17 protein-coding genes are annotated in these 22,003 nt (G+C 70.1%); 1 reads left to right on the top strand and 16 read right to left on the bottom strand.

Features of this window, described 5'->3' with window-relative positions; translation table 11 throughout:
* Positions 1-22: 22 nt before the first annotated feature.
* Entirely contained in the window at positions 23-649 is a 627-nt protein-coding gene (lspA, locus tag IPZ69_RS24270; protein ID WP_235456440.1) for a signal peptidase II, read from the bottom strand.
* Positions 650-716: 67 nt separating this feature from the next.
* Positions 717-1,802, bottom strand: a complete 1,086-nt coding sequence (locus IPZ69_RS24265; protein WP_235456439.1) for a TraR/DksA family transcriptional regulator — start codon at positions 1,800-1,802, stop codon at positions 717-719.
* Positions 1,803-2,406: 604 nt separating this feature from the next.
* Between IPZ69_RS24265 and ileS the strand changes: the two genes are divergently transcribed.
* Positions 2,407-5,550, top strand: coding sequence for an isoleucine--tRNA ligase (gene ileS / locus IPZ69_RS24260; RefSeq protein ID WP_235456438.1), 3,144 nt, complete (start codon positions 2,407-2,409; stop codon positions 5,548-5,550).
* 184 nt (positions 5,551-5,734) lie between these two features.
* Here the strand turns inward: ileS and IPZ69_RS24255 are convergent, their stop codons facing one another.
* From IPZ69_RS24255 to IPZ69_RS24190, 14 genes are all read right to left on the bottom strand, one after another.
* Complete coding sequence (locus IPZ69_RS24255) at positions 5,735-6,916, bottom strand: DivIVA domain-containing protein (protein WP_235456437.1); 1,182 nt, start codon at positions 6,914-6,916, stop codon at positions 5,735-5,737.
* 52 nt (positions 6,917-6,968) lie between these two features.
* Positions 6,969-7,253: a YggT family protein gene (locus tag IPZ69_RS24250; protein WP_016435858.1), complete on the bottom strand. Its 285-nt coding sequence runs from the start codon at positions 7,251-7,253 to the stop codon at positions 6,969-6,971.
* A 62-nt stretch (positions 7,254-7,315) separates the two neighbouring features.
* Positions 7,316-7,957: a cell division protein SepF gene (locus IPZ69_RS24245; protein WP_235456436.1), complete on the bottom strand. Its 642-nt coding sequence runs from the start codon at positions 7,955-7,957 to the stop codon at positions 7,316-7,318.
* A gap of 127 nt (positions 7,958-8,084) precedes the next feature.
* Positions 8,085-8,804 (bottom strand): YggS family pyridoxal phosphate-dependent enzyme, encoded by a 720-nt coding sequence (locus IPZ69_RS24240; RefSeq protein WP_235456435.1) that lies wholly within the window; start codon positions 8,802-8,804, stop codon positions 8,085-8,087.
* A gap of 6 nt (positions 8,805-8,810) precedes the next feature.
* A complete protein-coding gene (pgeF, locus tag IPZ69_RS24235; RefSeq protein WP_235456434.1) occupies positions 8,811-9,539 on the bottom strand; it encodes a peptidoglycan editing factor PgeF in 729 nt (242 codons plus the stop codon).
* Complete coding sequence (gene ftsZ, locus IPZ69_RS24230) at positions 9,536-10,735, bottom strand: cell division protein FtsZ (RefSeq protein ID WP_235456433.1); 1,200 nt, start codon at positions 10,733-10,735, stop codon at positions 9,536-9,538. The genes pgeF and ftsZ overlap by 4 nt, the downstream gene beginning before the upstream one ends.
* A 278-nt stretch (positions 10,736-11,013) precedes the next feature.
* Positions 11,014-11,808 (bottom strand): cell division protein FtsQ/DivIB, encoded by a 795-nt coding sequence (locus IPZ69_RS24225; protein ID WP_235456431.1) that lies wholly within the window; start codon positions 11,806-11,808, stop codon positions 11,014-11,016.
* A gap of 26 nt (positions 11,809-11,834) precedes the next feature.
* The gene (gene murG, locus IPZ69_RS24220; protein WP_235456428.1) at positions 11,835-12,923 is read right to left on the bottom strand and encodes an undecaprenyldiphospho-muramoylpentapeptide beta-N-acetylglucosaminyltransferase; all 1,089 of its coding nucleotides are present in this window, start codon (positions 12,921-12,923) and stop codon (positions 11,835-11,837) included.
* Positions 12,924-12,929: 6 nt separating this feature from the next.
* Positions 12,930-14,297 carry a putative lipid II flippase FtsW gene (gene ftsW / locus IPZ69_RS24215; protein ID WP_235456427.1) on the bottom strand — a complete coding sequence of 456 codons (1,368 nt, stop codon included), beginning with the start codon at positions 14,295-14,297 and terminating at the stop codon, positions 12,930-12,932.
* Positions 14,298-14,369: 72 nt separating this feature from the next.
* Entirely contained in the window at positions 14,370-15,821 is a 1,452-nt protein-coding gene (gene murD, locus IPZ69_RS24210; RefSeq protein WP_235456426.1) for a UDP-N-acetylmuramoyl-L-alanine--D-glutamate ligase, read from the bottom strand.
* Entirely contained in the window at positions 15,803-16,876 is a 1,074-nt protein-coding gene (gene mraY / locus IPZ69_RS24205; protein ID WP_235456425.1) for a phospho-N-acetylmuramoyl-pentapeptide-transferase, read from the bottom strand. Before mraY ends, murD begins: the two co-directional genes overlap by 19 nt.
* Entirely contained in the window at positions 16,873-18,288 is a 1,416-nt protein-coding gene (locus IPZ69_RS24200) for a UDP-N-acetylmuramoyl-tripeptide--D-alanyl-D-alanine ligase (protein ID WP_235456424.1), read from the bottom strand. Before IPZ69_RS24200 ends, mraY begins: the two co-directional genes overlap by 4 nt.
* 4 nt (positions 18,289-18,292) lie before the next feature.
* On the bottom strand, positions 18,293-19,813 hold the full coding sequence (locus tag IPZ69_RS24195) for a UDP-N-acetylmuramoyl-L-alanyl-D-glutamate--2,6-diaminopimelate ligase (protein WP_235456423.1): 1,521 nt from the start codon (positions 19,811-19,813) through the stop codon (positions 18,293-18,295).
* A 223-nt stretch (positions 19,814-20,036) separates the two neighbouring features.
* Positions 20,037-22,003: peptidoglycan D,D-transpeptidase FtsI family protein (locus IPZ69_RS24190; protein WP_235456422.1), on the bottom strand; the 1,967-nt coding region annotated here is incomplete at its 5' end.

Raw genomic sequence — 22,003 nt, 5'->3', positions numbered from 1 at the left:
GGTTCGGTCCTTGTCGGACGCCTCAGTCCTTGTGGACGGTCCCGTCCGGGTCGAGCCCGCGGAACGACAGCAGCACGATCAGGATGCCGCCGCAGACGATCGCCGAGTCGGCGAGGTTGAAGACCGCGAAGCCCTTGGGCGCGATGAAGTCCACGACCTGGCCCTCGAAGAGCCCCGGCGTACGGAAGATCCGGTCGGTGAGGTTGCCGATCGCCCCGCCGAGCAGCAGGCCGAGCGCGATCGCCCAGGGCAGGCTGTACAGCTTGCGGGCCAGGCGGATGATCACCACGATCACGGCCGCCGCGATCACCGTGAAGATGACCGTGAAGGCCTCGCCGAAGCCGAAGGCCGCCCCCGGGTTGCGGATGGCGTTGAGCTCCAGCCAGCCGTCCACGACCTTGATCGGCGCGTGGTGCTCCAGCTTCGCGACCACGACCATCTTGCTGATCAGGTCGAGGGCGTACGCGAAGGCCGCCACCGCGAACAGCACCACGATCCGGCGCCTACCCCGGGGCCGCTCGGCCGCGCTCTCCCGCTCGTCCGCGCCGGTCGCCGCACCGGACACGGAGGCCGCCCCGGCCGCCGTCGGCTGCTCGCCGCTGTCCTCCGGAGTGTCCGGCGTACCGATGATGCGCTCCGCCTCTGTCACGTGAGTCCCTCAACCTAGGTGCCTGACTGAGGACGAGCGTACGGCACGCCCCGGACGACCCACCTGCTCAGGAGCGACGTTCCTGCTTCTGCTTGCACTCGACGCACAAGGTGGCCCTCGGGAAGGCCTGCATACGGGCCTTGCCGATGGCGTTGCCGCAGATCTCGCACAGGCCGTACGTGCCCGCGTCCAGCCGCTTCAGGGCGCGCTCGGTCTGGACGAGCATCTCGCGCGCGTTGGCGGCCAGCGCCATCTCGTGCTCGCGGGTGATGTTCTTCGTGCCGGTGTCCGCCTGGTCGTCCCCGGCACCGTCCCCGGAGTCCCGCATCAGGCCGGCGATGGACTCCTCGGAGGACGTGATCTCGGCGCGCAGCCGCGCCCCCTCGGACAGCAGCTCGGAGCGCGCCTCCTCGACCTCCTCGGGGGTCCACGGGTCCTCGCCCGGGCGCACCGCGAGCTCGCCGGGCTCCGCCGCCGCGGCGACCCGTGCCTTGGGGACGGCGGTCTTCGCCGCCGTGGCCGTGCCAGGAGTCTTCTTCGCAACCACCGTCGTGGCTCCCGTCTGCTTCGCGGCCCGCGCCGCGCCCGCTTTCTTGGCCGTGCTCTTCCTGCTCGCGCCCTTGGGGGTGCCGTCGCCTGAGGCGACCTCCTCGGCATCCGTCTTCTTCGCGTTCTTGGCGTTCTTCGCGCTCTTGGTGCTCTTGGTGCTCTTCGCGTTCTTGGGGGCGGCCTTCCGGTCGGCGGCCTCCTGGCTCGCCGCCGTCACCTCGGCGACCGTCTCGTCAGCCACCGTCTCCTCGGCCGCCTTCCCCTTGGCGACCGTCTCCTTCGCCGCGGTTCTCTTCGCGGCCGTGGCCGCGGCGACGGTCTTCCCTGCCGCCTTCCCGGCGGCGGACTTCTTCTCGGCCACCGGCTTCCTGCCGGCGTCCGGCTTCCTCACGGCGGCCTTCCTGGCGACGCCGTCCCCCTTGGCCGCGCTCTCCCCACCGGCGCCCTCCGCCCGGGCGTTCTTCTTCCCGCTCGACCGGGCCGTGCTCTTCTTCCCCCCTACGTCCTTGACCGCACCGCCGGGGGCATCCGCACCGCCGGAGGCCGCCGTGGCCCTGGCCCCGCTGGACGCCGACTGCTGTACGGCGGTCTTTTTCGCCACCATGGCCGCGGCCCCTTCACATATTGTGATCTTGCACGCGAATCGTGCTGGGACGATAAATCGACTTGAGTCCCGCGGCAACGGGACGCACCGCCCGATTCGCCCGGCTCGCGCATGTCGCTCCGCAAGCCTGCATCCGTTGTGCCCAGCTCCCCGCCGGGTAATCCGCCGAGCCCGGCATCCCAGGATCCGAACACGCGTACCTCGCCATTTGGGGCATCCTGCCACCAGCCGGGCTCCCCGGCACCCGCACCCGGAAATCCGGTCGGCCGCTGTCCCCGGTGCGCCGTACACTGGGCGGAGCGAAAAGCGTGGATGGGGACGAGTAGCGGCGTACGCAGCCCAGAGCGACCCGGGGACGGTGGAAGCCCGGGGGCGAGCGCGACGTGAAGATCACCCCGGAGCCGCCGGAAGAAAGCCCCAGGGAAGGCCCGGGGGCCGGTAGAACCGGCTTCGCGACCCCAATGAGGGGGCTCACCGGCGCGTACGGCGTACGGCGGGCCAAGGAGGGTGGTACCGCGGGAGCGCGCCGCACACGGCGTACGTAGCACATACGGCTCTCGTCCCTCCGACGGAAGGCAGAAAGTCCGTTGGAGGAAGCTCGCAGATGACAGCGCCGACGTATCGCCAGGTACCCGCCCAGGTCGACCTGCCCGCGCTCGAGCACGCCGTGCTCGACTTCTGGCGCGAGCAGAAGATCTTCGCCAAGAGCCTGGAGCAGTCCGAGGGCCGCCCGGAGTGGGTGTTCTACGAGGGCCCGCCCACCGCCAACGGCATGCCCGGCGCCCACCACATCGAGGCGCGCGTCTTCAAGGACGTCTTCCCCCGCTTCCGCACCATGCGCGGCTACCACGTGGCCCGCAAGGCCGGCTGGGACTGCCACGGCCTGCCGGTGGAACTCGCGGTCGAGAAGGAGCTCGGCTTCTCCGGCAAGCAGGACATCGAGGCGTACGGCATCGCCGAGTTCAACGCCAAGTGCCGTGAGTCCGTGCTCCGCCACACCGACGCCTTCGCCGCCCTGACGACCCGCATGGGCTACTGGGTCGACCTCGACGACGCCTACGTCACGATGGACCCCGAGTACATCGAGTCGGTCTGGTGGTCGCTGAAGGAGATCTTCGACAAGGGCCTGCTGGTCCAGGACCACCGCGTCGCCCCCTGGTGCCCGCGCTGCGGCACCGGCCTGTCGGACCACGAGCTGGCGCAGGGCTATGAGACGGTCGTCGACCCGTCCGTGTACGTCCGTTTCCCGCTCACCTCCGGTCCGCTCGCCGGCGAGGCCGCGCTCCTGGTGTGGACGACGACCCCCTGGACCCTGGTCTCCAACACGGCGGTGGCCGCGCACCCGGAGGTCACCTACGTCGTCGCGACCGACGGCGAGGAGAAGCTCGTCGTCGCCGAGCCGCTGGTCGAGAAGGCGCTCGGCGAGGGCTGGGAGCGCACCGGCCAGAGCTTCACCGGCGCCGAGATGGAGCGCTGGACGTATCAACGTCCGTTCGAGCTCGTGGAGTTCCCCGAGCCCGCCCACTACGTGGTGAACGCCGACTACGTCACCACCGAGGACGGTACGGGTCTGGTCCACCAGTCCCCGGCCTTCGGTGAGGACGACCTCAAGGTCTGCCGCGCGTACGGTCTGCCGGTGGTCAACCCGGTCCGCCCGGACGGCACCTTCGAGGAGGACGTCCCGCTGGTCGGCGGCGTCTTCTTCAAGAAGGCGGACGAAAAGCTCACCGAGGACCTCCAACAGCGCGGCCGGCTCTTCAAGCACCTGCCGTACGAGCACAGCTACCCGCACTGCTGGCGCTGCCACACCGCGCTGCTCTACTACGCGCAGCCGTCCTGGTACATCCGCACGACGGCCGTCAAGGACCGCCTCCTCGAAGAGAACGAGAAGACCAACTGGTTCCCGGAGACGGTCAAGCACGGCCGCTTCGGCGACTGGCTCAACAACAACATCGACTGGGCGCTGTCCCGCAACCGCTACTGGGGCACCCCGCTGCCGATCTGGCGCTGCGAGGACGACCACCTCACGGTCGTCGGCTCCCGCGCGGAGCTGTCCGAGCTGACCGGAACCGACCAGTCCGCCCTCGACCCGCACCGCCCGTACATCGACGACGTCACCTTCGCCTGCCGTCACGACGGCTGCGGGAAGGCGGCCACGCGCGTGCCGGAGGTCATCGACGCCTGGTACGACTCGGGTTCGATGCCGTTCGCGCAGTGGGGCTACCCGTACAAGAACAAGGAGCTGTTCGAGAGCCGGTACCCGGCGCAGTTCATCTCCGAGGCGATCGACCAGACCCGCGGCTGGTTCTACACGCTGATGGCCGTCGGCACGCTGGTCTTCGACAAGTCGTCGTACGAGAACGTCGTGTGCCTCGGCCACATCCTCGCCGAGGACGGCCGCAAGATGTCCAAGCACCTGGGCAACATCCTGCAGCCGATCCCGCTCATGGACCAGCACGGCGCCGACGCGGTGCGCTGGTTCATGGCGGCCGGCGGCTCCCCGTGGGCGGCGCGGCGCGTCGGCCACGGCACCATCCAGGAGGTCGTCCGCAAGACGCTCCTCACCTACTGGAACACGGTCGCCTTCCAGGCCCTGTACGCGCGCACGTCGAACTGGGCCCCGTCCGCGGCCGACCCGGCCCCGGCCGAGCGACCCGTTCTCGACCGCTGGCTCCTTTCCGAACTGCACGCGCTCACCGACCAGGTGACGCAGGCGCTGGAGGCGTACGACACCCAGCGCGCCGGCAAGCTGCTGTCGGCGTTCGTCGACGACCTGTCGAACTGGTACGTCCGCCGCTCGCGCCGCCGCTTCTGGCAGGGCGACAAGGCCGCGCTGCGCACCCTGCACGAGGTCGTCGAGACGGTCACCAAGCTGATGGCCCCGCTGACCCCGTTCATCACCGAGCAGGTCTGGCAGGACCTGGTGGTGCCGGTGGCCCCGGGCGCCCTGGAGTCGGTGCACCTGGCGTCCTGGCCCGAGGCGGACCTGTCGGCGATCGACCCGGAGCTGTCGAAGCAGATGGTCCTGGTCCGCCGCCTGGTGGAGCTCGGCCGCGCCACGCGCGCGGAGTCTGGCGTCAAGACCCGCCAGCCGCTGTCCCGCGCCCTGGTGGCGGTCGCGGGCTTCGAGTCCCTCGACCGCGAGCTGCACGCGCAGATCACCGAGGAGCTGAACGTCAGCTCCCTGGCCTCGCTGTCCGAGGTCGGCGGTTCCCTGGTCGACACCACCGCCAAGGCGAACTTCCGCGCCCTGGGCAAGCGGTTCGGCAAGCGGGTCCAGGACGTGGCCAAGGCCATCTCCGCCGCCGACGCGGCCGCGCTGTCCCTGGCGCTGCGCGAGGGCACGGCGTCGGTGGAGGTCGACGGCGAGACGGTCGCGCTCGCCCCGGACGAGGTGATCATCACGGAGACCCCGCGCGAGGGGTGGTCGGTGGCGTCCGACTCCGGTGCCACGGTCGCCCTCGACCTGGAGATCACGGAGGAGCTGCGCCAGGCGGGCCTCGCCCGCGACGCGATCCGGCTGATCCAGGAGGCCCGCAAGAACAGCGGCCTCGACGTGGCCGACCGCATCGCGCTGCGCTGGACCTCCACGGACCCGGCGGTCGTCGCGGCGCTGGGCGAGCACGCCGAGCTGATCGCCGACGAGGTCCTGGCGACCGACTTCGCCCAGGGCGAGGCGGACGACAGCTACGGCGAGACGTTCACGGACGAGGGCCTGTCGCTCACGTTCCGTCTGCGCAAGGCGTAGTCACCAGGCTCCTCGGGGCCCGGTCCTCTCACGAGGGCCGGGCCCCGACCCGTTTCTGCGTGCGTCCGACCCCGGCCGACATCGGCCGCAACACGCGTAAAAAGGGCGGGACCCCGGACCGAAGTCCGGGGTCCCGCCCTGAACGCTGCCGATGCCTACGGCGTACTACTGACCGTGCCGGCCGTCAGTTGTCGTCCTCGTCGATCAGGAACCCACGCATCGGCGAGGGAGCCTGGCCCATCGGGCCGGGGCCCTGCGGACGGACCGGAGCCATCGGCTGGGTCATCGCCGGGGACATCTGCTGCTGGCCGCCGTACGACGGGGCCGGCGGCATCGGGGGGCCGCCCATCGTCTGGTTGCCACCGTAGGACGGGGCACCCGCACCGGCCGGAGCCATCGAGGGCGCCGGGGACGGCGGCAGGGAGGCGGTGGCCGGGGTGCGCGGCGGCGCGAGCGAGTCGTCGGCCTGGGTCTCCAGCTGACGCAGCTGCGACTCCAGGTACGACTTCAGTCGCGTGCGGTACTCGCGCTCGAAGCCGCGCAGGTCCTCGACCTTGCGCTCCAGCGTGGCGCGAGCGGACTCCAGGGAACCCATCGCGACGCGGTGCTTCTCCTGCGCGTCCCGCTCCAGGGCGTCGGCCTTGGCACGGGCGTCACGCTCCAGACCCTCGGCGCGGCTGCGGGCCTCGCCGACGATCTTGTTGGCCTCGGAACGGGCCTCGGCGATCGCCTGGTCGGCGGTCTGCTGGGCCAGCGAGAGGACACGGGCGGCGCTGTCGCCACCGGGGCCCTGACCGGGGCCGCCCATCGGACCACCCATGGGGCCGCCCATCGGACCACCCATCTGCTGCATGGGCGGCTGGCCACCCATCGGGCCTTGACCCATCGGGCCTTGACCCATCGGGCCCTGGCCCATCGGACCCTGGCCCATCGGACCCTGGCCCATCGGACCCTGGCCCATCGGACCGGGACCCTGCGGGCCGCCCTGACCGCCGGGACCGGCGGGCAGCTGCGGGGCGCCGCTCGGCAGCTGGGGCGGGCCACCCATGGGGCCACCCATCTGCTGCTGCGGCGGGCCCGATATGCCGGCGGGTACCGGAGCGCCGGGACCTCGCATCCCCTGCTGAGGCATGCCCGGCCCCTGGTCCTGCGGCTCCGGGGGCTTGCGCATGTTCTGCTGATTCTGGGCAGCAGCACGCGTAGCCGCGGCCAGCTTGGCGCGCAGGTCCTCGTTCTCGCGGAGCAGGCGGGTCAGCTCGGCTTCGACCTCGTCGAGGAAGGCATCGACCTCGTCCTCGTCATAGCCTTCTCGGAGGCGGACGGTCGTGAACTGCTTGTTCCGCACGTCCTCGGGGGTCAACGGCATCTCTTCACCTCAACGTAGTCGTCGGCATCGGCAAGACGGTAGTTCACATCGCTCACAGCCGGCTCACGATCGAGATCAGGATGTAAACAATGATCATCAGTACGAAGAAGGACAGGTCGAGCGCCACGCCCCCGAGACGCAGCGGCGGGATGAACCGCCGCAGAAGCTTGAGCGGTGGATCGGTGACAGTGTAGGTGGCCTCCAGAACGACCACCATCGCCTTGCCGGGTTGCCATGAGCGGGCGAACTGGAAGACGTAGTCCATGACCAACCGGAAGATCAGCACAATGAGGAAGCACATCAGCGCGATGTAGATGACATCCAGGACCACGCTCATGACCCGTGCTTCCCTCTCCCCTGTTTCCGTGCTGCTGGGTAGTGCTTTTCCGGTCTTGCGTCTCAGCTCTGGTTGAAGAACCCGCCCTCTGCGATGCGGGCCTTGTCCTCCGCCGTGACATCGACGTTAGCAGGCGACAACAGGAACACCTTCTGCGTCACCCGCTCGATGCTGCCGTGAAGACCAAACACCAATCCCGCCGCAAAGTCGACAAGTCGCTTCGCATCTGTGTCATCCATCTCAGTCAGATTCATGATCACAGGGGTGCCCTCACGGAAGTGTTCCCCGATGGTACGGGCCTCGTTGTAGGTCCGGGGGTGAAGCGTGGTGATCCGGTACGGCTCTCGTTCCGACACGACCTTGGGCATGATCACCGGTGCGTTCTTCTCCAGGGACTGACGTTCTTGTGTGATGGACGCCACGGGCGCGATCCGCGCCGGACGCCCGGATTCAGCGGGCAGCGAAGCGGAATGCGACACCGGTTCGCGTGGCGCCGGAGGCTGTACCACTCGCACCGATTCGTCCCTTTGGGACTGGTGTGCACCGTGCGACTGGTGTGACGGCTCGTGCCGTCGGTGGTCTCGCTCGGGCTCCGGGTCCAGTTCGGGCTCGAAGTCGTCGTCGGGGTCGAATCCGCGGCCGTCGTACCCATCGTCCTCCACGAGGCCGAGGTAGACCGCCATCTTGCGCATCGCGCCGGCCATGCTCTGAGTCCTCCGCTCTGTGGTGGATCGACTGGCGACTGCCAAGTCCTGCGATCCACGCGGCCGTTGCGCCGCCTTTCGGCGGCATTGACCATATTTTCTGCTGTGGTCCGACTTCTTGGCGACGTTACCCGAGCCTGGGGCGGACTCCGAGTACCGCGGTGCCGACGCGTACATGTGTCGCTCCGGCCGCCACGGCCTGTTCGAGATCCGCACTCATCCCTGCGGACACCATGTTCGCAGCCGGATGGGCTCGGCGCAGGTCAGTCGACAAATCCATCATCCGCTCGAACGCCGCCTGTTGGCGTCCCGCGTACTCCCCCGCGAGCGGTGCGACCGTCATCAGCCCGTCGAGCCGCAGTCCCGCGGCGTCGGCGACGAGGTCGGCCAACTCTTCGATTCCGCCGGGCGCCACACCGCCCCGCTCCCCTCGCCCGCTCGCGCCCGCGTCGAGGGCGACCTGGATGAGGCACCCCACCTCGCGCCCGACCCGCTCGGCCTCCTTCGACAGAGCCGCGACGAGCCGGGAACGGTCGACGGACTGCACGACATCCGCGTAACCGACCACGGATCGCACCTTGTTGGTCTGCAATTGACCGACAAAGTGCCAATTAAGGGACAGATCCGAGCAAGCGGCGGCCTTGGGAGCCGCGTCCTGGTCCCGGTTCTCGGCGACATGACGCACACCGAGTTCGGACAGGATCCGCACATCGCTCGCCGGGTAGGTCTTGGTGACCACGATCAGGGTCACCTCTTCCCGCTTGCGTCCGGCGGCCGCGCACGCGGCGGCGATGCGTTCGTCCACCTTCGCCAGATTTCCGGCGAGTTCAGCCTTACGGTCCGTCATGCCCCATCAGTCCAGCCACACATAGCTCGCGAGCCGCCCGGTGGTGCGGTCGCGGCGGTAGGAGAAGTGGTCGCGCGACTCCAGCGTGCACACCGGCGACTGCACCCGGTCGCACACCCCGAGCCGTTCGAGCTGCGCGTGCACCCCTGCGCTCACGTCGACCGCCGGCGTACCCCAGCTCGTCTCGGAGTGCGCCGCAGGCTCCACGGCGGCCACCTCGGCGCGCATCGCGTCCGGCACCTCGTAACACCGGCCACAGACGGCGGGGCCGGTGCGGGCGACGATCCGGGAGGGCTCGGCGCCCAGTTCCATCATCGCGCGGACCGCCGCGGGGACGACGCCGGCGACCATCCCGGGCCGGCCCGCGTGGGCCGCGCCCGCGACCCCGGCGACGGGGTCGGCGAGCAGGACCGGCACGCAGTCGGCGGTGAGGACGGCCAGGGCCAGACCGGGCCGGGCGGTGACGATCGCGTCGACCTCCGGCACGGGCCGGTCCCCCCAGGGTCCGTCCACCACGGCGACGTCGGCGCCGTGCACCTGGTTCATCCAGACCACCCGGCCCGGATCGATCCCGAGGGATCCGGCCGCCGCCTCGCGGTTGGCCCGTACGGCGGCGGGGTCGTCGCCGACGGCCCCGCCCAGGTTGAGCTCCTCGTACGGAACGGCGCTCACCCCGCCCCACCTGTCGGTGAAGGCGAAGTGCGCGCCGTTCACGGTGTCGCGCTGTCCTATCACTTCAGGAAGTCCGGCACGTCCAGCTCCTCGACCGCGCTGTCCGAGTAGCTGCGCGGCGCCGGCGGCGGAACCTGCGGGAGGACCGGGGGCTCGCTGACCGCGACCGGAGCCGGCTCCGGCTCCTCCTTCGGGGTCACGCTGCCGAGCGAGCCGAAGGACGGACGCTCCGGCTGCCGCACCGGGGCCGGCTCCTCGCGGCGGGAGGAGGCGGAGGCCGAGCCGAGGACGTTGTCCCGGCGGGCCGGCGGCTGGCCGCCGTCGAAGCCGGCGGCGATCACGGTCACCCGGACCTCGTCGCCGAGGGCGTCGTCGATGACCGCGCCGAAGATGATGTTGGCCTCGGGGTGGGCCGCCTCGCTGACCAGCTGGGCGGCCTCGTTGATCTCGAACAGGCCGAGGTCGGAGCCGCCGGAGATGGAGAGCAGCACGCCCCGGGCGCCGTCGATGGAGGCCTCCAGGAGCGGCGAGGAGATCGCCATCTCGGCGGCGGCCACCGCGCGGTCGTCGCCGCGGGCCGAGCCGATGCCCATGAGGGCCGAGCCCGCCTCGGACATGACCGACTTGACGTCGGCGAAGTCGAGGTTGATCAGACCGGGGGTGGTGATGAGGTCGGTGATGCCCTGGACACCGGAGAGCAGGACCTGGTCGGCCGACTTGAAGGCGTCCAGGACCGAGACCTGGCGGTCCGAGATGGACAGCAGCCGGTCGTTCGGGATGACGATGAGGGTGTCGACCTCTTCGCGCAGTTCCGCGATGCCGTCCTCGGCCTGGTTGGCGCGGCGCCGTCCCTCGAAGGTGAACGGGCGCGTGACCACGCCGATGGTGAGGGCGCCCAGGGTGCGCGCGATGTTGGCCACGACGGGCGCGCCGCCGGTGCCGGTGCCGCCGCCTTCACCGGCCGTCACGAAGACCATGTCGGCCCCCTTGAGGACCTCCTCGATCTCCTCGCGGTGGTCCTCGGCGGCCTTGCGGCCGACGGCCGGGTTGGCTCCTGCGCCGAGTCCGCGGGTGAGTTCACGGCCGACGTCGAGTTTGACGTCGGCGTCGCTCATCAACAGCGCTTGCGCGTCCGTGTTGATGGCAATGAACTCGACGCCCTTGAGACCGACCTCGATCATCCGGTTGATGGCATTGACACCACCGCCGCCGACACCGATGACCTTGATGACTGCGAGGTAGTTCTGCGGTGCTGCCACGTCGAAGGCCTCTCGCCTCGAATTACGTTGCCGTCGTCTCGCGGGTCCCCGCGCTCCGACGACTGATGCCGAATGGGACGGTCCGAGTGCCGACCCGAACCCTAACGCTGAAGTTTAGGGTTACCAGTGTGTCTGTTCCTTGAAGTCTTCTGAACAGGACACTAAGTCGACAAGTGGCGCACGTTCAACGAACACGCCGAACCTCCCGTTTTTCTTTTCACCCTATGTGATCAGCCATAGCGGTGCCCAACCAGGGTGCTGGCCTGCGCTGATGTGCGTCAACTCGCTGATGACGCAGGGGCGGTGGGGACACTGACATCGAAGTGCCGTGCACCCGACGCTGCTTTCATCAGGGCGGTGAGGGTCCGGGCCTTGGCGTGGCCGTTCTCGCCGCTGCCCCACTCGACCGTGCGGCCGCCGCCCAACTCCAGCGAGATGTCGTCGTACGAACGGACCTTGACGACCCGGGTGTCGCGCGCGACGGCGGCCGGAATGGCGCGGGCGACCCGCACCGCCTCCCGCACGAGCCGGTCCGACCCGAAACGCCGCAGGCTCGCGGCGGACGAACCCGAGCGGGACACGGTCAATTCAAGGGTCGGAGCGCCTTTCGGCGGCCGCGAAACCGTGGCGAAACGGACACCCTTGCCGTCCACTTCGATGAACTTTCCATCCTTTTGGACAAGGAGAACCGGAGTGCGCTCGGTCACTTTCAGCCCGATTCCATGAGGCCAGGAACGGACGACCTCAACCGCGTCAATTCGGGGCAATTTCCGGAGGAGTCGGGCCTCGATGGCATCGGTGTCGACGGAAATCATCGGGTCCCCGACCGGTACGTCGGCGGCCTGGCGCACCTGCGCCGGCGTCAGCACGCGCGTCCCGGACACCGCCACGTGCTCCACACGCGTCCACGCGGAGCCGTACAACACCCAAACGGAACCGCCGCCGATGAGCACGAGGGCGACGGCCAGAATGACGATCGTACGAAAGCGGGGGTTTCTCAAACGCCGGACGAGCGGCGGGCCGGACGACTCCTGCTGGCGTTCACCGCGCTCGGCGGTCGTCGGTCCGGCCACGCTCACTGCCCTTTCGTCATACGGTCCTAACGGCGCGAGGCGATGGCCTCGTACACCATGCCGACGAGCAGGTCGTCGGCATCGCGGCGGCCGAACTCGCTGGCGGCACGGGACATCTCGTACAGCCGGTGCGGGTCGGCGAGCACGGGCAGGACATTCTGCTGGACCCATTCGGGCGTGAGCTCCGCGTCGTCGACCAGCAGGCCACCGCCGGCCTTGACCACCGGCTGGGCGTTCAGCCGCTGTTCGCCGTTGCCGATGGGCAGCGGGACATAGGCGGCCGGGAGTCCGACGGCGGAGAGCTCGGCGACGGTCATCGCGCCCGCGCGGCAGAGCATCATGTCGGCCGCGGCGTACGCGAGGTCCATCCGATCCAGGTAACTTACCGGGATGTACGGAGGCATCCCCGGCATCTGCTGCACCTGCGGCAGTTCGTTCTTCGGGCCGACCGCGTGCAGGATCTGGATGCCGGCCTGCTGGAGCCAGGGAGCGACCTGCTGGACCACCTCGTTGAGGCGGCGGGCGCCCTGCGAACCGCCGGAGACGAGCAGCGTGGGCAGGTTCGGGTCCAGGCCGAAGCGGGCGCGGCCCTCGGGACGCACGGCGGCCCGGTCCAGGGTGGCGATGGAGCGCCGCAGCGGGATGCCGATGTAGCGCGCGTTGCGCAGCTTGCTGTCGGGCGTGGAGACGGCGACCTGGGCCGCGTACCGCGAGCCGATCTTGTTGGCCAGACCGGGGCGGGCGTTGGCCTCGTGGATCACGATCGGCACGCCGAGGCGCTTGGCGGCGAGGTAGCCGGGCAGGGCGACGTAGCCGCCGAAGCCGACCACGGCGTCCGCCTTGGTGCGCTCCAGGATCTGCTCGGCCGCCTTGATCGTGCCGCGCAGCCGGCCCGGGACGGTGATCAGCTCGGGGGTGGGCTTGCGGGGCAGCGGCACCGCCGGGATCAGCGCCAGGTCATAGCCGCGCTCCGGGACGAGCCTGGTCTCCAGGCCGCGCTCGGTGCCCAGGGCCGTGATCCCCACGGTGGGGTCCTGCCTGCGCAGGGCGTCCGCGAGGGCGAGCGCGGGCTCGATGTGGCCGGCGGTCCCCCCACCGGCGAGTACGACATGCACCGAAATTCACCGCTCTCCGGACGAACGCGCCCCTGGGGCACGCCGTCGCATCGTGTTCCATCTCCGAGGGCTCCGTGTGACCACCGAGCCCCCAGTCCCCCGCTTTCTACCAAAACGAGGTTGCCGCATGGCAAGCGCCGCCCGCGCAGCGGGCTCGTCACGCGCGAAGGCGATCAGCAACCCGATGGCGAACATGGTCGGCAGCAGGGCGGACCCTCCGTAGGAGAACAGCGGGAGGGGGACACCGGCGATCGGCAGCAGACCGAGCACCGCACCGATGTTGATCACCGCCTGGGCGGTGATCCAGGTGGTCACGCCTCCCGCGGCATACCTCACGAAGGGGTCCTCCGTGCGTCCGGCCACGCGGATACCCGCATAGCCTAGAGCCGCGAAGAGGGCGAGCACCGACAGCGTCCCTGCCAGGCCCAGTTCCTCACCGGTGACGGCGAAGATGAAGTCGGTGTGGGCTTCGGGGAGTTGGCCCCATTTTTCCACACTCGCCCCGAGTCCGGATCCGAAGAGTCCGCCGGAGGCGAGAGCGTAGATCCCGTGCACGGCCTGCCAGCAGTCGGCGACGCCGGACTTCGGCTCGGTGGCGCCGATGCAGGCGAGCCGGGCCATGCGGTTGGGGCTGGTCTTGATGAGGATCACACCGATCGCGGAGGCGACCGAGAGCACGCCGACGAACAGCCGGGTCGGGGCGCCCGCCAGCCACAGCAGGCCGAACAGGATCGCGGTGAGGATGATCGCCGTGCCCATGTCGCCGCCGAGCATGATCAGCCCGAGCAGCAGGAAGGAGACCGGCACCAGCGGCACCAGCATGTGCTTCCACTGGGTCAGCAGCTTCTTCTCCTGTTTGCGCGCGATCAGGTCCGCGCCCCACAGCACCAGCGCGAGCTTGCCGAACTCGCTGGGCTGGATCTGGAAGGAGCCGCCGAGGGAGATCCAGTTCTGGTTGCCGTTGACCGCCATTCCTATCCCCGGCACCTGCACCAGGACCATCAGGAAGACGGCGCCGGCCAGGATCGGGTAGGCGAGCGCCCGGTGCAGCTTCACCGGCATGCGGGAGGCGGCGAACAGCAGTCCGCCGCCGATGGCCGCCGCGAGGAACTGCTTGCGGAAGAAGTAGGACCCCGGCAGCGACAGCTGGAGCGCGGTGATCTGCGAGGCCGAGTAGACCATGACCAGGCCCAGCACGGTGATCAGCAGGCTGCCGCCGAGGATCAGGTAGTAGGCGGTCAGCGGCCGGTCCCAGGCCTTGCGGGCACGGATGAGGAAGCGTCGTACCGGATTGTCGCGCGGTGGGCGGGGGGCGGCGGGCCGCTTGACGGACCGCTGCGCGGGCGCCCGGCCCCCGGTCCGGCTACTGGGCATCGTCGCCTCCCCTGTACGTCGGACTTGACGATCCCACGCGTCCCTCCCGAGGTCGCCCGGCGGGCGGCCGGGTCAGGCTCCGAGTTCGCGAACCGCCTGCGCGAACGCGTCACCGCGCTTGTTGTAGTTGGTGAACATGTCCATGGAGGCGCAGGCCGGTGCGAGGAGCACCGTGTCGCCGGCGACCGCCAGCCGCTTCGCCTCCGTCACCGCCTGGAGCATCGCCCCAGTGTCGGTCCGGTCGACGTCGACGACGGGTACTTCCGGCGCGTGTCGCGCGAGGGCCTCGCGGATCAGGGCGCGGTCGGCGCCGATGAGCACGACACCGCGAAGCCGCTTCGCCGACTTGGTGACGAGCTCGTCGAAGGTCGCGCCCTTCGCCAGACCGCCCGCAATCCATACGATCGACTCATATGCCGCCAACGAGGCTTCCGCCGCGTGGGTGTTGGTGGCCTTGGAGTCGTCGACGTACGCCACCTCGTCCAGGTCGGCCACGTGCGCGATGCGGTGGGCGTCCGGGGTGAAGGCCCGCAGCCCGTCCCGTACGGCCGAGGCGGGCACCCCGAAGGCACGCGCGAGGGCCGCCGCGGCAAGGGCGTTGGCGATGTTGTGCGGGGCCGGCGGGTTGACGTCGGAGACCTCGGCCAGCTCCTGAGCGTTCTTGTGCCGGTTCTCCACGAAGGCACGGTCGACCAGGATGCCGTCCACGACACCGAGTTGGGACGGGCCGGGCGTGCCGAGCGTGAACCCGACGGCCCGGCAGCCCTCTTCGACGTCCGCCTCGCGCACCAGGTCCTCGGTGAGCTTGTCGGCGACGTTGTAGACGCAGGCGACCCGATTGCCCTCGTAGATACGGCCCTTGTCGGCGGCGTACGCCTCCATGGAGCCGTGCCAGTCGAGGTGGTCGGGCGCCAGGTTCAGCACGGCGGCCGAGTGGGCGCGCAGGGAGGGCGCCCAGTGGAGCTGGTAGCTGGAGAGCTCGACGGCCAGTACATCGAGATCGCTGTACTCCTCCTCGCCGAGGACGGCGTCGAGGAGCGAGACGCCGATGTTGCCGACCGCTGCCGTGCGCAGGCCCGCCGCCTTCAGGATGGAGGCGAGCATCTGGACGGTCGTGGTCTTGCCGTTGGTGCCCGTGACGGCCAGCCAGGGGGCGGCGTCCGGACCCCGCAGCCGCCAGGCCAGCTCGACGTCGCCCCAGATCGGTACGTCCGCCTCGGCCGCCGCCGTGAACAGCGGCTTGTCCGGCTTCCAGCCGGGCGCGGTGACGATGAGCTCGGTGCCCTCCGGCAGGGTCGCCCCGTCGCCGAGGCGCACGGTGATGCCGAGCGCCTCCAGTTCGGCGGCCTGGGCACGCGCGCGTGCGTCGTCGCCGTCGTTGACGACGGTGACCCGCGCTCCGAGTCCGTGCAGCACCTTGGCCGCCGGGACGCCGGAGACGCCGAGCCCGGCGACGGTGACGTGCTTGCCCTGGAAGTCGTAGGACCCGGAAGACACCGAGGAGGTCACTTGTCCGCTGCCCATCCCGCGTAGAAGAGGCCGAGTCCGACGATTACACAGATTCCCTGAATGATCCAGAATCGGACCACCACAAGGACTTCGGACCAGCCCTTGAGTTCGAAGTGATGCTGGAGTGGCGCCATCCGGAAGACGCGCTTGCCGGTGAGCTTGAAGGAGCCGACCTGGATGACGACCGACATCGTGATGAGGACGAACAGGCCGCCGAGGATGGCGATCAGCAGCTCGGTGCGGGAGCAGATCGCGAGGCCCGCGAGCACACCGCCGAGCGCGAGCGAACCGGTGTCACCCATGAAGATCTTGGCGGGCGAGGTGTTCCACCACAGGAAGCCGAGGCAGGCGCCCATCAGCGCGGAGGAGACGACCGCGAGGTCGAGCGGGTCGCGCACCTCGTAGCAGGCGTTGGGGTTGGTCAGGGTCTGCGCGTTGGCGCAGGACTCCTGGAACTGCCAGACGCCGATGAAAGTGTAGGCGCCGAAGACCAGGACGGAGGCGCCGGTGGCGAGACCGTCCAGACCGTCGGTGAGGTTCACGCCGTTCGACATCGCCAGGATCATGAACAGCGCCCAGACCACGAACAGCACCGGGCCGATCGTCCAGCCGAAGTCGGTGATGAACGACAGCTTGGTGGAGGCCGGCGTGTTGCCGCGCGCGTCCGCGAACTGGAGCGAGAGTACGGCGAAGGCGATACCGCCGAGCAGCTGGCCGGCCATCTTCGCCTTGGCGCGCAGACCCAGCGAGCGCCGCTTGACGATCTTGATGTAGTCGTCGAGGAAGCCGACCAGACCCATGCCGGACATGAGGCCGAGCACCAGGAGACCGGAGTAGGTCGGCGCGTACCCGGTGATCACCTTGGACAGGAAGTACGCGGCGATCGTCGCCAGGATGAAGGCGATACCACCCATGGTCGGCGTACCGCGCTTGCTGGCGTGCTCACGCGGACCGTCGTCGCGGATGTACTGACCGTAGCCCTTGCGCGCGAGCAGCTTGATCAGCAGCGGGGTGCCGATCAGGGTGAGGAACAGACCAATGACTCCTGCGAACAGGATCTGCTTCATCATCGGGCGGCAACCTCACCCTCGGCACCGGAGTCGAGCAGCGCCTGCGCAACGCTCTCCAGACCCACCGAACGGGACGCCTTCACGAGTACGACGTCTCCTGGGCGCAGCTCGCTGCGCAACAGGTCGACCGCCGCCTGTGCGTCGGACACGTGCACCGACTCCTCACCCCACGAACCCTCGTTATATGCGCCCAGTTGCAGCCAGGACGCTTCCCTGCCCCCGACCGCGACGAGCTTGCTGACGTTGAGCCGGACGGCGAGCCGTCCGACAGCGTCGTGCTCGGCGAGAGCCTCGTCCCCGAGCTCGGCCATCTTGCCGAGCACCGCCCAGGTCCGCCGCCCCTTGCCCATGGCCGCGAGCGCGCGCAGGGCGGCTCGCATGGACTCGGGATTGGCGTTGTAGGCGTCGTTGACGATGGTCACGCCGTCCGGGCGCTCGGTGACCTCCATGCGCCAGCGGGAGAGGGAGCCCGCCTCGGAGAGCGCGGTGGCGATCTCTTCCGCGGACATGCCCAGCTCATGGGCGACGGCGGCCGTGGCGAGCGCGTTCGACACGTGGTGCTCACCGTACAGGCGCATGGTCACATCGCTTGCACCGGAGGGTGTGTGAAGCCTGAAGGCGGGCTGTCCGGTGTCCGTGAGTCGCACGTTCTCGGCGCGTACGTCCGCTTCGGCCGACTCTCCGAAAAGGATCACCTTCGCCTTGGTACGGGAGGCCATGGCCCGGACCAATGGGTCGTCGGCGTTGAGGATCGCCGCGCCGCCGTCCGCCGCCGCGGGCAGGGCCTCCACGAGTTCGCCCTTCGCCTGGGCGATCTGCTCGCGGCCGCCGAACTCGCCGATGTGGGCGGTGCCGACGTTGAGCACCAGGCCGATCCTCGGCGGGGTGAGGTCGGCGAGGTAGCGGATGTGGCCGATGCCGCGGGCGCCCATCTCCAGCACGAGGAACTTCGTCTCCTCGGTGGCGGTCAGGGCGGTGAGCGGCAGCCCGATCTCGTTGTTGAGCGAGCCCGGCGTGAACACGGTCGGCGCCTTGCTCCGCAGGACCTGCGCGATGAGGTCCTTGGTGCTGGTCTTGCCGGCGGAGCCGGTGAGGGCCACGAGGGTGGCGCCGAGCCGCGCGACGACGTACCGGGCGAGGGCGCCCAGGGCCGTCTGGACGTCCTCGACCACGATCGCGGGCACGCCGACGGGGCGCGACGCCAGAACGGCGACCGCGCCCGCCTGCACCACCTGCCCCGCGAAGTCGTGGCCGTCGACGCGTTCACCGACGAAGGCGACGAAGAGGCTGCCGGGCACCACTTCGCGGGAGTCACGGACGACCGGTCCGGTGACCCGCACGGAGGGATCCGGTATGTCGTGCGTCTGCCCGCCGACGACTTCTGCGATCTCGGCGAGAGAGAGGGCGATCACAAGTTCATCCCTGAGTCTTCTGGATAGCTTCGCGGAGCACCTGGCGGTCGTCGAAGGGACGGATCACGCCGGCGATGTCCTGGCCCTGCTCGTGTCCCTTGCCCGCGACCAGCACGGTGTCACCGGGGTGCGCCCGGCCGACGGCGGCGGCGATGGCGGCGGCCCGGTCCTCGAACAGGAGCACCTCGCCGCGCTCGTGCGCGGGCACGGACGCCGCGCCTTCGAGCATGGTCGCGAGGATCGCGAGCGGATCCTCGGAGCGGGGGTTGTCGGAGGTCAGTACGGCCGTGTCGGAGAGCCGGGCCGCGGCGGCGCCCATCGGGGCGCGCTTGGTCCGGTCGCGGTCGCCGCCGCAGCCGAGGACCACGTGCAACCGGCCCTTGGTGACCTTGCGCAGGGCTTTGAGGACCGATTCGACCGCGTCGGTCTTGTGGGCGTAGTCGACGACCGCGAGGTAGGGCTGCCCGGCGTCCACGCGCTCCAGGCGGCCGGGGACGCCCGGTACGGCGCCGATGCCGTCGGCGGCGGTCTGCGCGTCGAGGCCGGCCGCGGCGAGCGCGACGACGGCGGCGAGGGTGTTCGCCACGTTGAAGGTCCCCGCCAGCGGCGACTTGGCGGAGATCCGCTCGCCCTGGGGACCCAGGATCGTGAACGTGGAGTCCATGGGGCCGATGTGGACGTCCTGGGCGCGCCAGTCGGCGTCCGGATGTCCCTCGGCGGAGAAGGTGACGACCGGTACGGAGGCCTCCGCGGCGAGCCGGCGGCCGTGTTCGTCGTCCAGGTTGATCACGCCGAGCCTGCTGCGCTCCGGCGTGAACAGCTGTGCCTTGGCCCGGTAGTAGTCCTCCATGTCGGAGTGGAACTCCATGTGTTCCGGGCTGAGGTTGGTGAACACGGCGATGTCGAAGACGCAGCCGTCGACCCGGCCGAGGACCAGGGCGTGGCTGGAGACCTCCATGGCGACCGCCTCGACGCCGCGTTCGCGCATGACGGCGAACAGGGCCTGGAGATCGGTGGCTTCGGGGGTGGTGCGCTCGGACTTGATGCGCTCGTCGCCGATGCGCATCTCGACCGTGCCGACGAGGCCGGTCGTCCGGGTCCTGCGCAGGCCGCCCTCGACCAGGTAGGCCGTGGTGGTCTTGCCGGACGTGCCGGTGATGCCGATCTGGAGCAGATCACGACCGGGGTGGCCGTAGATGGTGGCCGCCAGTTCGCCCATCCGTCCGCGCGGGTCGTCGACCACCAGGACCGGCAGGCCGGTCGCGGCGGCGCGCTCGGCGCCCGTCGGGTCGGTCAGCACGGCGACCGCACCGAGGCCGGCGGCCTGGGTGACGAAGTCGGCGCCGTGCAGGCGCGCGCCGGGGAGGGCGGCGTACAGGTCGCCGGGGCGGACGGCGCGCGAGTCATGGGTGATGCCCGTGACGTCGGCGGCCGTGTCCGGCGTGGCGGCACCCAGCTGATCGGCGAGCTCCGCGAGGGGTGTGGCGGAGACCTGAACCGGTCGTGGCGGTCCCGGGTAGGTCACGGAAGCGCCCTTCTGGGTGGTTTGGGAGTGATCAGCGTGTGGCACGGCGGTGAGCGTACCGGGCGCACCCGCTCCTGAGCTAAAAAGGGGCCCGCTCGCAGCGCGGCCGGCCGGGGGCGGCGGTGAGTGACGGACGGACGAGGGGCCTCGGGCGCCGTCGTTGCCGGGATCGGGGGTGATCGTTGTCACGAGCTCGTTCCTGGTGGTGTTTCCGAGGTGCTGATCAGGGCTTGTAGGCGACCGGGAGGTTCGCGGCCCGGGCGCCGGTCGGCGGGATCTGGAGGGTCTTCAGGGCGAACTCCATCACCTGCTTGTAGATGGGTCCGCAGATCTGGCCGCCGAAGTAGCTGCCCTTGGTGGCGTTCTGGATGGCGCAGTAGACGGTGATGCGGGGCTTGTCCGCGGGTGCGAATCCGGCGAAGGAAGAGGTGTAGCCGCGGTACCTGCCGGTGGCCGGATCCACGCGGTTGGCCGTGCCCGTCTTGCCCGCCACCCGGTAGCCCGGGATGCGGGCCTTGACGCCGGTGCCCTGTTCGTCGTCCACGACGGACTCCAGCATCTGGGCCAGGGTCCGGGCCGTCTTGGCACTGATCACCCTTGTGGTGCCGGGCTTGTGGGCCGGTGCGAAGAGCCCGTCGGCCCCCTTGGTGCCGCGCACGAGCGTAGGCTCGACGCGGACGCCTCCGTTGGCGATCGTCGAATAGACGGAGGCGGCCTGCATGGCGTTGAGTGACATGCCCTGGCCGAAAGGGATCGTGTACTGCTGCGACGTCGACCACTTGTCGGCGGGCGCGAGGATGCCCCGGGTCTCGCCGGGGAAGCCGAGTCCCGAGTAGCTCCCGAGGCCGAACTTGCGCAGATAGGAGTAGAGGACCTTGTTGGCCTGCGCCTGGTTCTTGCCGAGCTCGCCCGCGGCCAGGATGGTGCCGATGTTGCTGGACTTGGCGAGCACGCCGTTGAGCGTGAGGTTCCAGGTCGCGTGGTCGACGTCGTCCTGGAAGAGGCGGTCGCCGCGGTGCAGCCGGTTGGGTACGACGACGTGGGTGAGCGGGGTGGCGACGTTCTCCTCCAGAACGGCCGCCATCGACATGACCTTCGCGGTGGAGCCGGGCTCGTAGGCGTCCTGCAGGGCCGCGTTGCCCATCGCCGCGGAGTCGGCCTTGGACAGGTCGTTGGGGTCGAAGCCGGGCGAGTCGGCCATGGCGAGGATCTCGCCCGTGCGGGTGTCCTGGACGATCACGTAGCCGCGGTCGGCCTTGGACTTCCTGACCTGCTCGGTGATGGCGTTCTGGGCGGCCCACTGGATGTCGCGGTCGATGGTGAGCTCCACGTCGGAGCCGGGCACGGCGGGGGTCTCGGTGGAGCCCACCGTGGGCACCTGGCGGCCGCCGGCCTGGGCGTAGCGGACCTTGCCCTCCTTGCCGGACAGCGTCCTGTTCAGCTGCTGCTCGATGCCGCCGCCGCCCTTGCCCTCGGCATTGACCCAGCCCAGTATCCCGGCGGCGAGCTCGCCGTTCGGGTACACGCGCTTGCTGCTGGGGTCGGAGAAGACGCCGGCGAGGACGTTGGCGGTGGTCCTGTCGGTGCCCGCCTTCTTGGCGAGCGCGCTCCTCAGGTCCTTGATCTGGTTCCAGACCTGCGGGGTCTGCCGGCCGGCCAGCTTCACGTAGCGCAGGTCCTTGTTGGCGGGCCTGAGCTTCTCGACCAGCTCGGGCTGGTCCTGCCCGAGGATCGGCGCCAGGAGCGCGGCCGCCTGCTCGGGGCCGTCGTCGATGCCCAGTTGCTTGCGCGTGAACATGGTCGGGTCGGCCGTGATGTCGTACGCGTCCTCGCTGATCGCGAGGGCGACGCCGTTGCGGTCGGTGATCCCGCCGCGCTCGGCGGCCAGGGTGTGCACCACGTACCGGTTCTGCTCGGCCTTGGCGGCGTAGGCGCTGGCGTCCACGGCCTGGACCTGCAGCAGCCGTACGACGAACGCGATCATCACCAGGGTCAGCGCGAGGCTGACCATGCGCAGCCGGGGCCGTGTACTGCCCAGCCGCAGCGGGCGCGGACCCGCGGGTCGTGCCCCGCTCGGCCGGCGGGCGGCGGGTTTGGCCCCCGGCCCGGGCCGCCGCTGCCCAGCAGCGCGGGGTCGTGGCGGCCGCGCGGGTCCGGGGACGCGACGGCGCGGGGGTTCCCTGTCGGACA

Source organism: Streptomyces olivochromogenes (genome assembly GCF_021538895.1).
In the GTDB taxonomy this organism is placed as follows: Bacteria; Actinomycetota; Actinomycetes; order Streptomycetales; family Streptomycetaceae; genus Streptomyces; species Streptomyces olivochromogenes_A.
The sequence above is the reverse complement of the archived record's forward strand: the minus strand, read 5'-3'. Positions and strand labels throughout refer to the sequence as shown.

Excerpts from the sequence above, each read along its gene's own strand:
- IPZ69_RS24255 (WP_235456437.1), bottom strand. The coding sequence starts at position 6,916 with ATGCCGTTGACCCCCGAGGACGTGCGGAACAAGCAGTTCACGACCGTC.
- mraY (WP_235456425.1), bottom strand. The coding sequence starts at position 16,876 with ATGATGAAGCAGATCCTGTTCGCAGGAGTCATTGGTCTGTTCCTCACC.
- ftsW (WP_235456427.1), bottom strand. The coding sequence starts at position 14,297 with ATGCCCAGTAGCCGGACCGGGGGCCGGGCGCCCGCGCAGCGGTCCGTC.
- IPZ69_RS24250 (WP_016435858.1), bottom strand. The coding sequence starts at position 7,253 with ATGAGCGTGGTCCTGGATGTCATCTACATCGCGCTGATGTGCTTCCTC.
- ileS (WP_235456438.1), top strand. The coding sequence starts at position 2,407 with ATGACAGCGCCGACGTATCGCCAGGTACCCGCCCAGGTCGACCTGCCC.
- IPZ69_RS24245 (WP_235456436.1), bottom strand. The coding sequence starts at position 7,957 with ATGGCCGGCGCGATGCGCAAGATGGCGGTCTACCTCGGCCTCGTGGAG.
- IPZ69_RS24240 (WP_235456435.1), bottom strand. The coding sequence starts at position 8,804 with ATGACGGACCGTAAGGCTGAACTCGCCGGAAATCTGGCGAAGGTGGAC.
- murD (WP_235456426.1), bottom strand. The coding sequence starts at position 15,821 with ATGGGCAGCGGACAAGTGACCTCCTCGGTGTCTTCCGGGTCCTACGAC.
- IPZ69_RS24265 (WP_235456439.1), bottom strand. The coding sequence starts at position 1,802 with ATGGTGGCGAAAAAGACCGCCGTACAGCAGTCGGCGTCCAGCGGGGCC.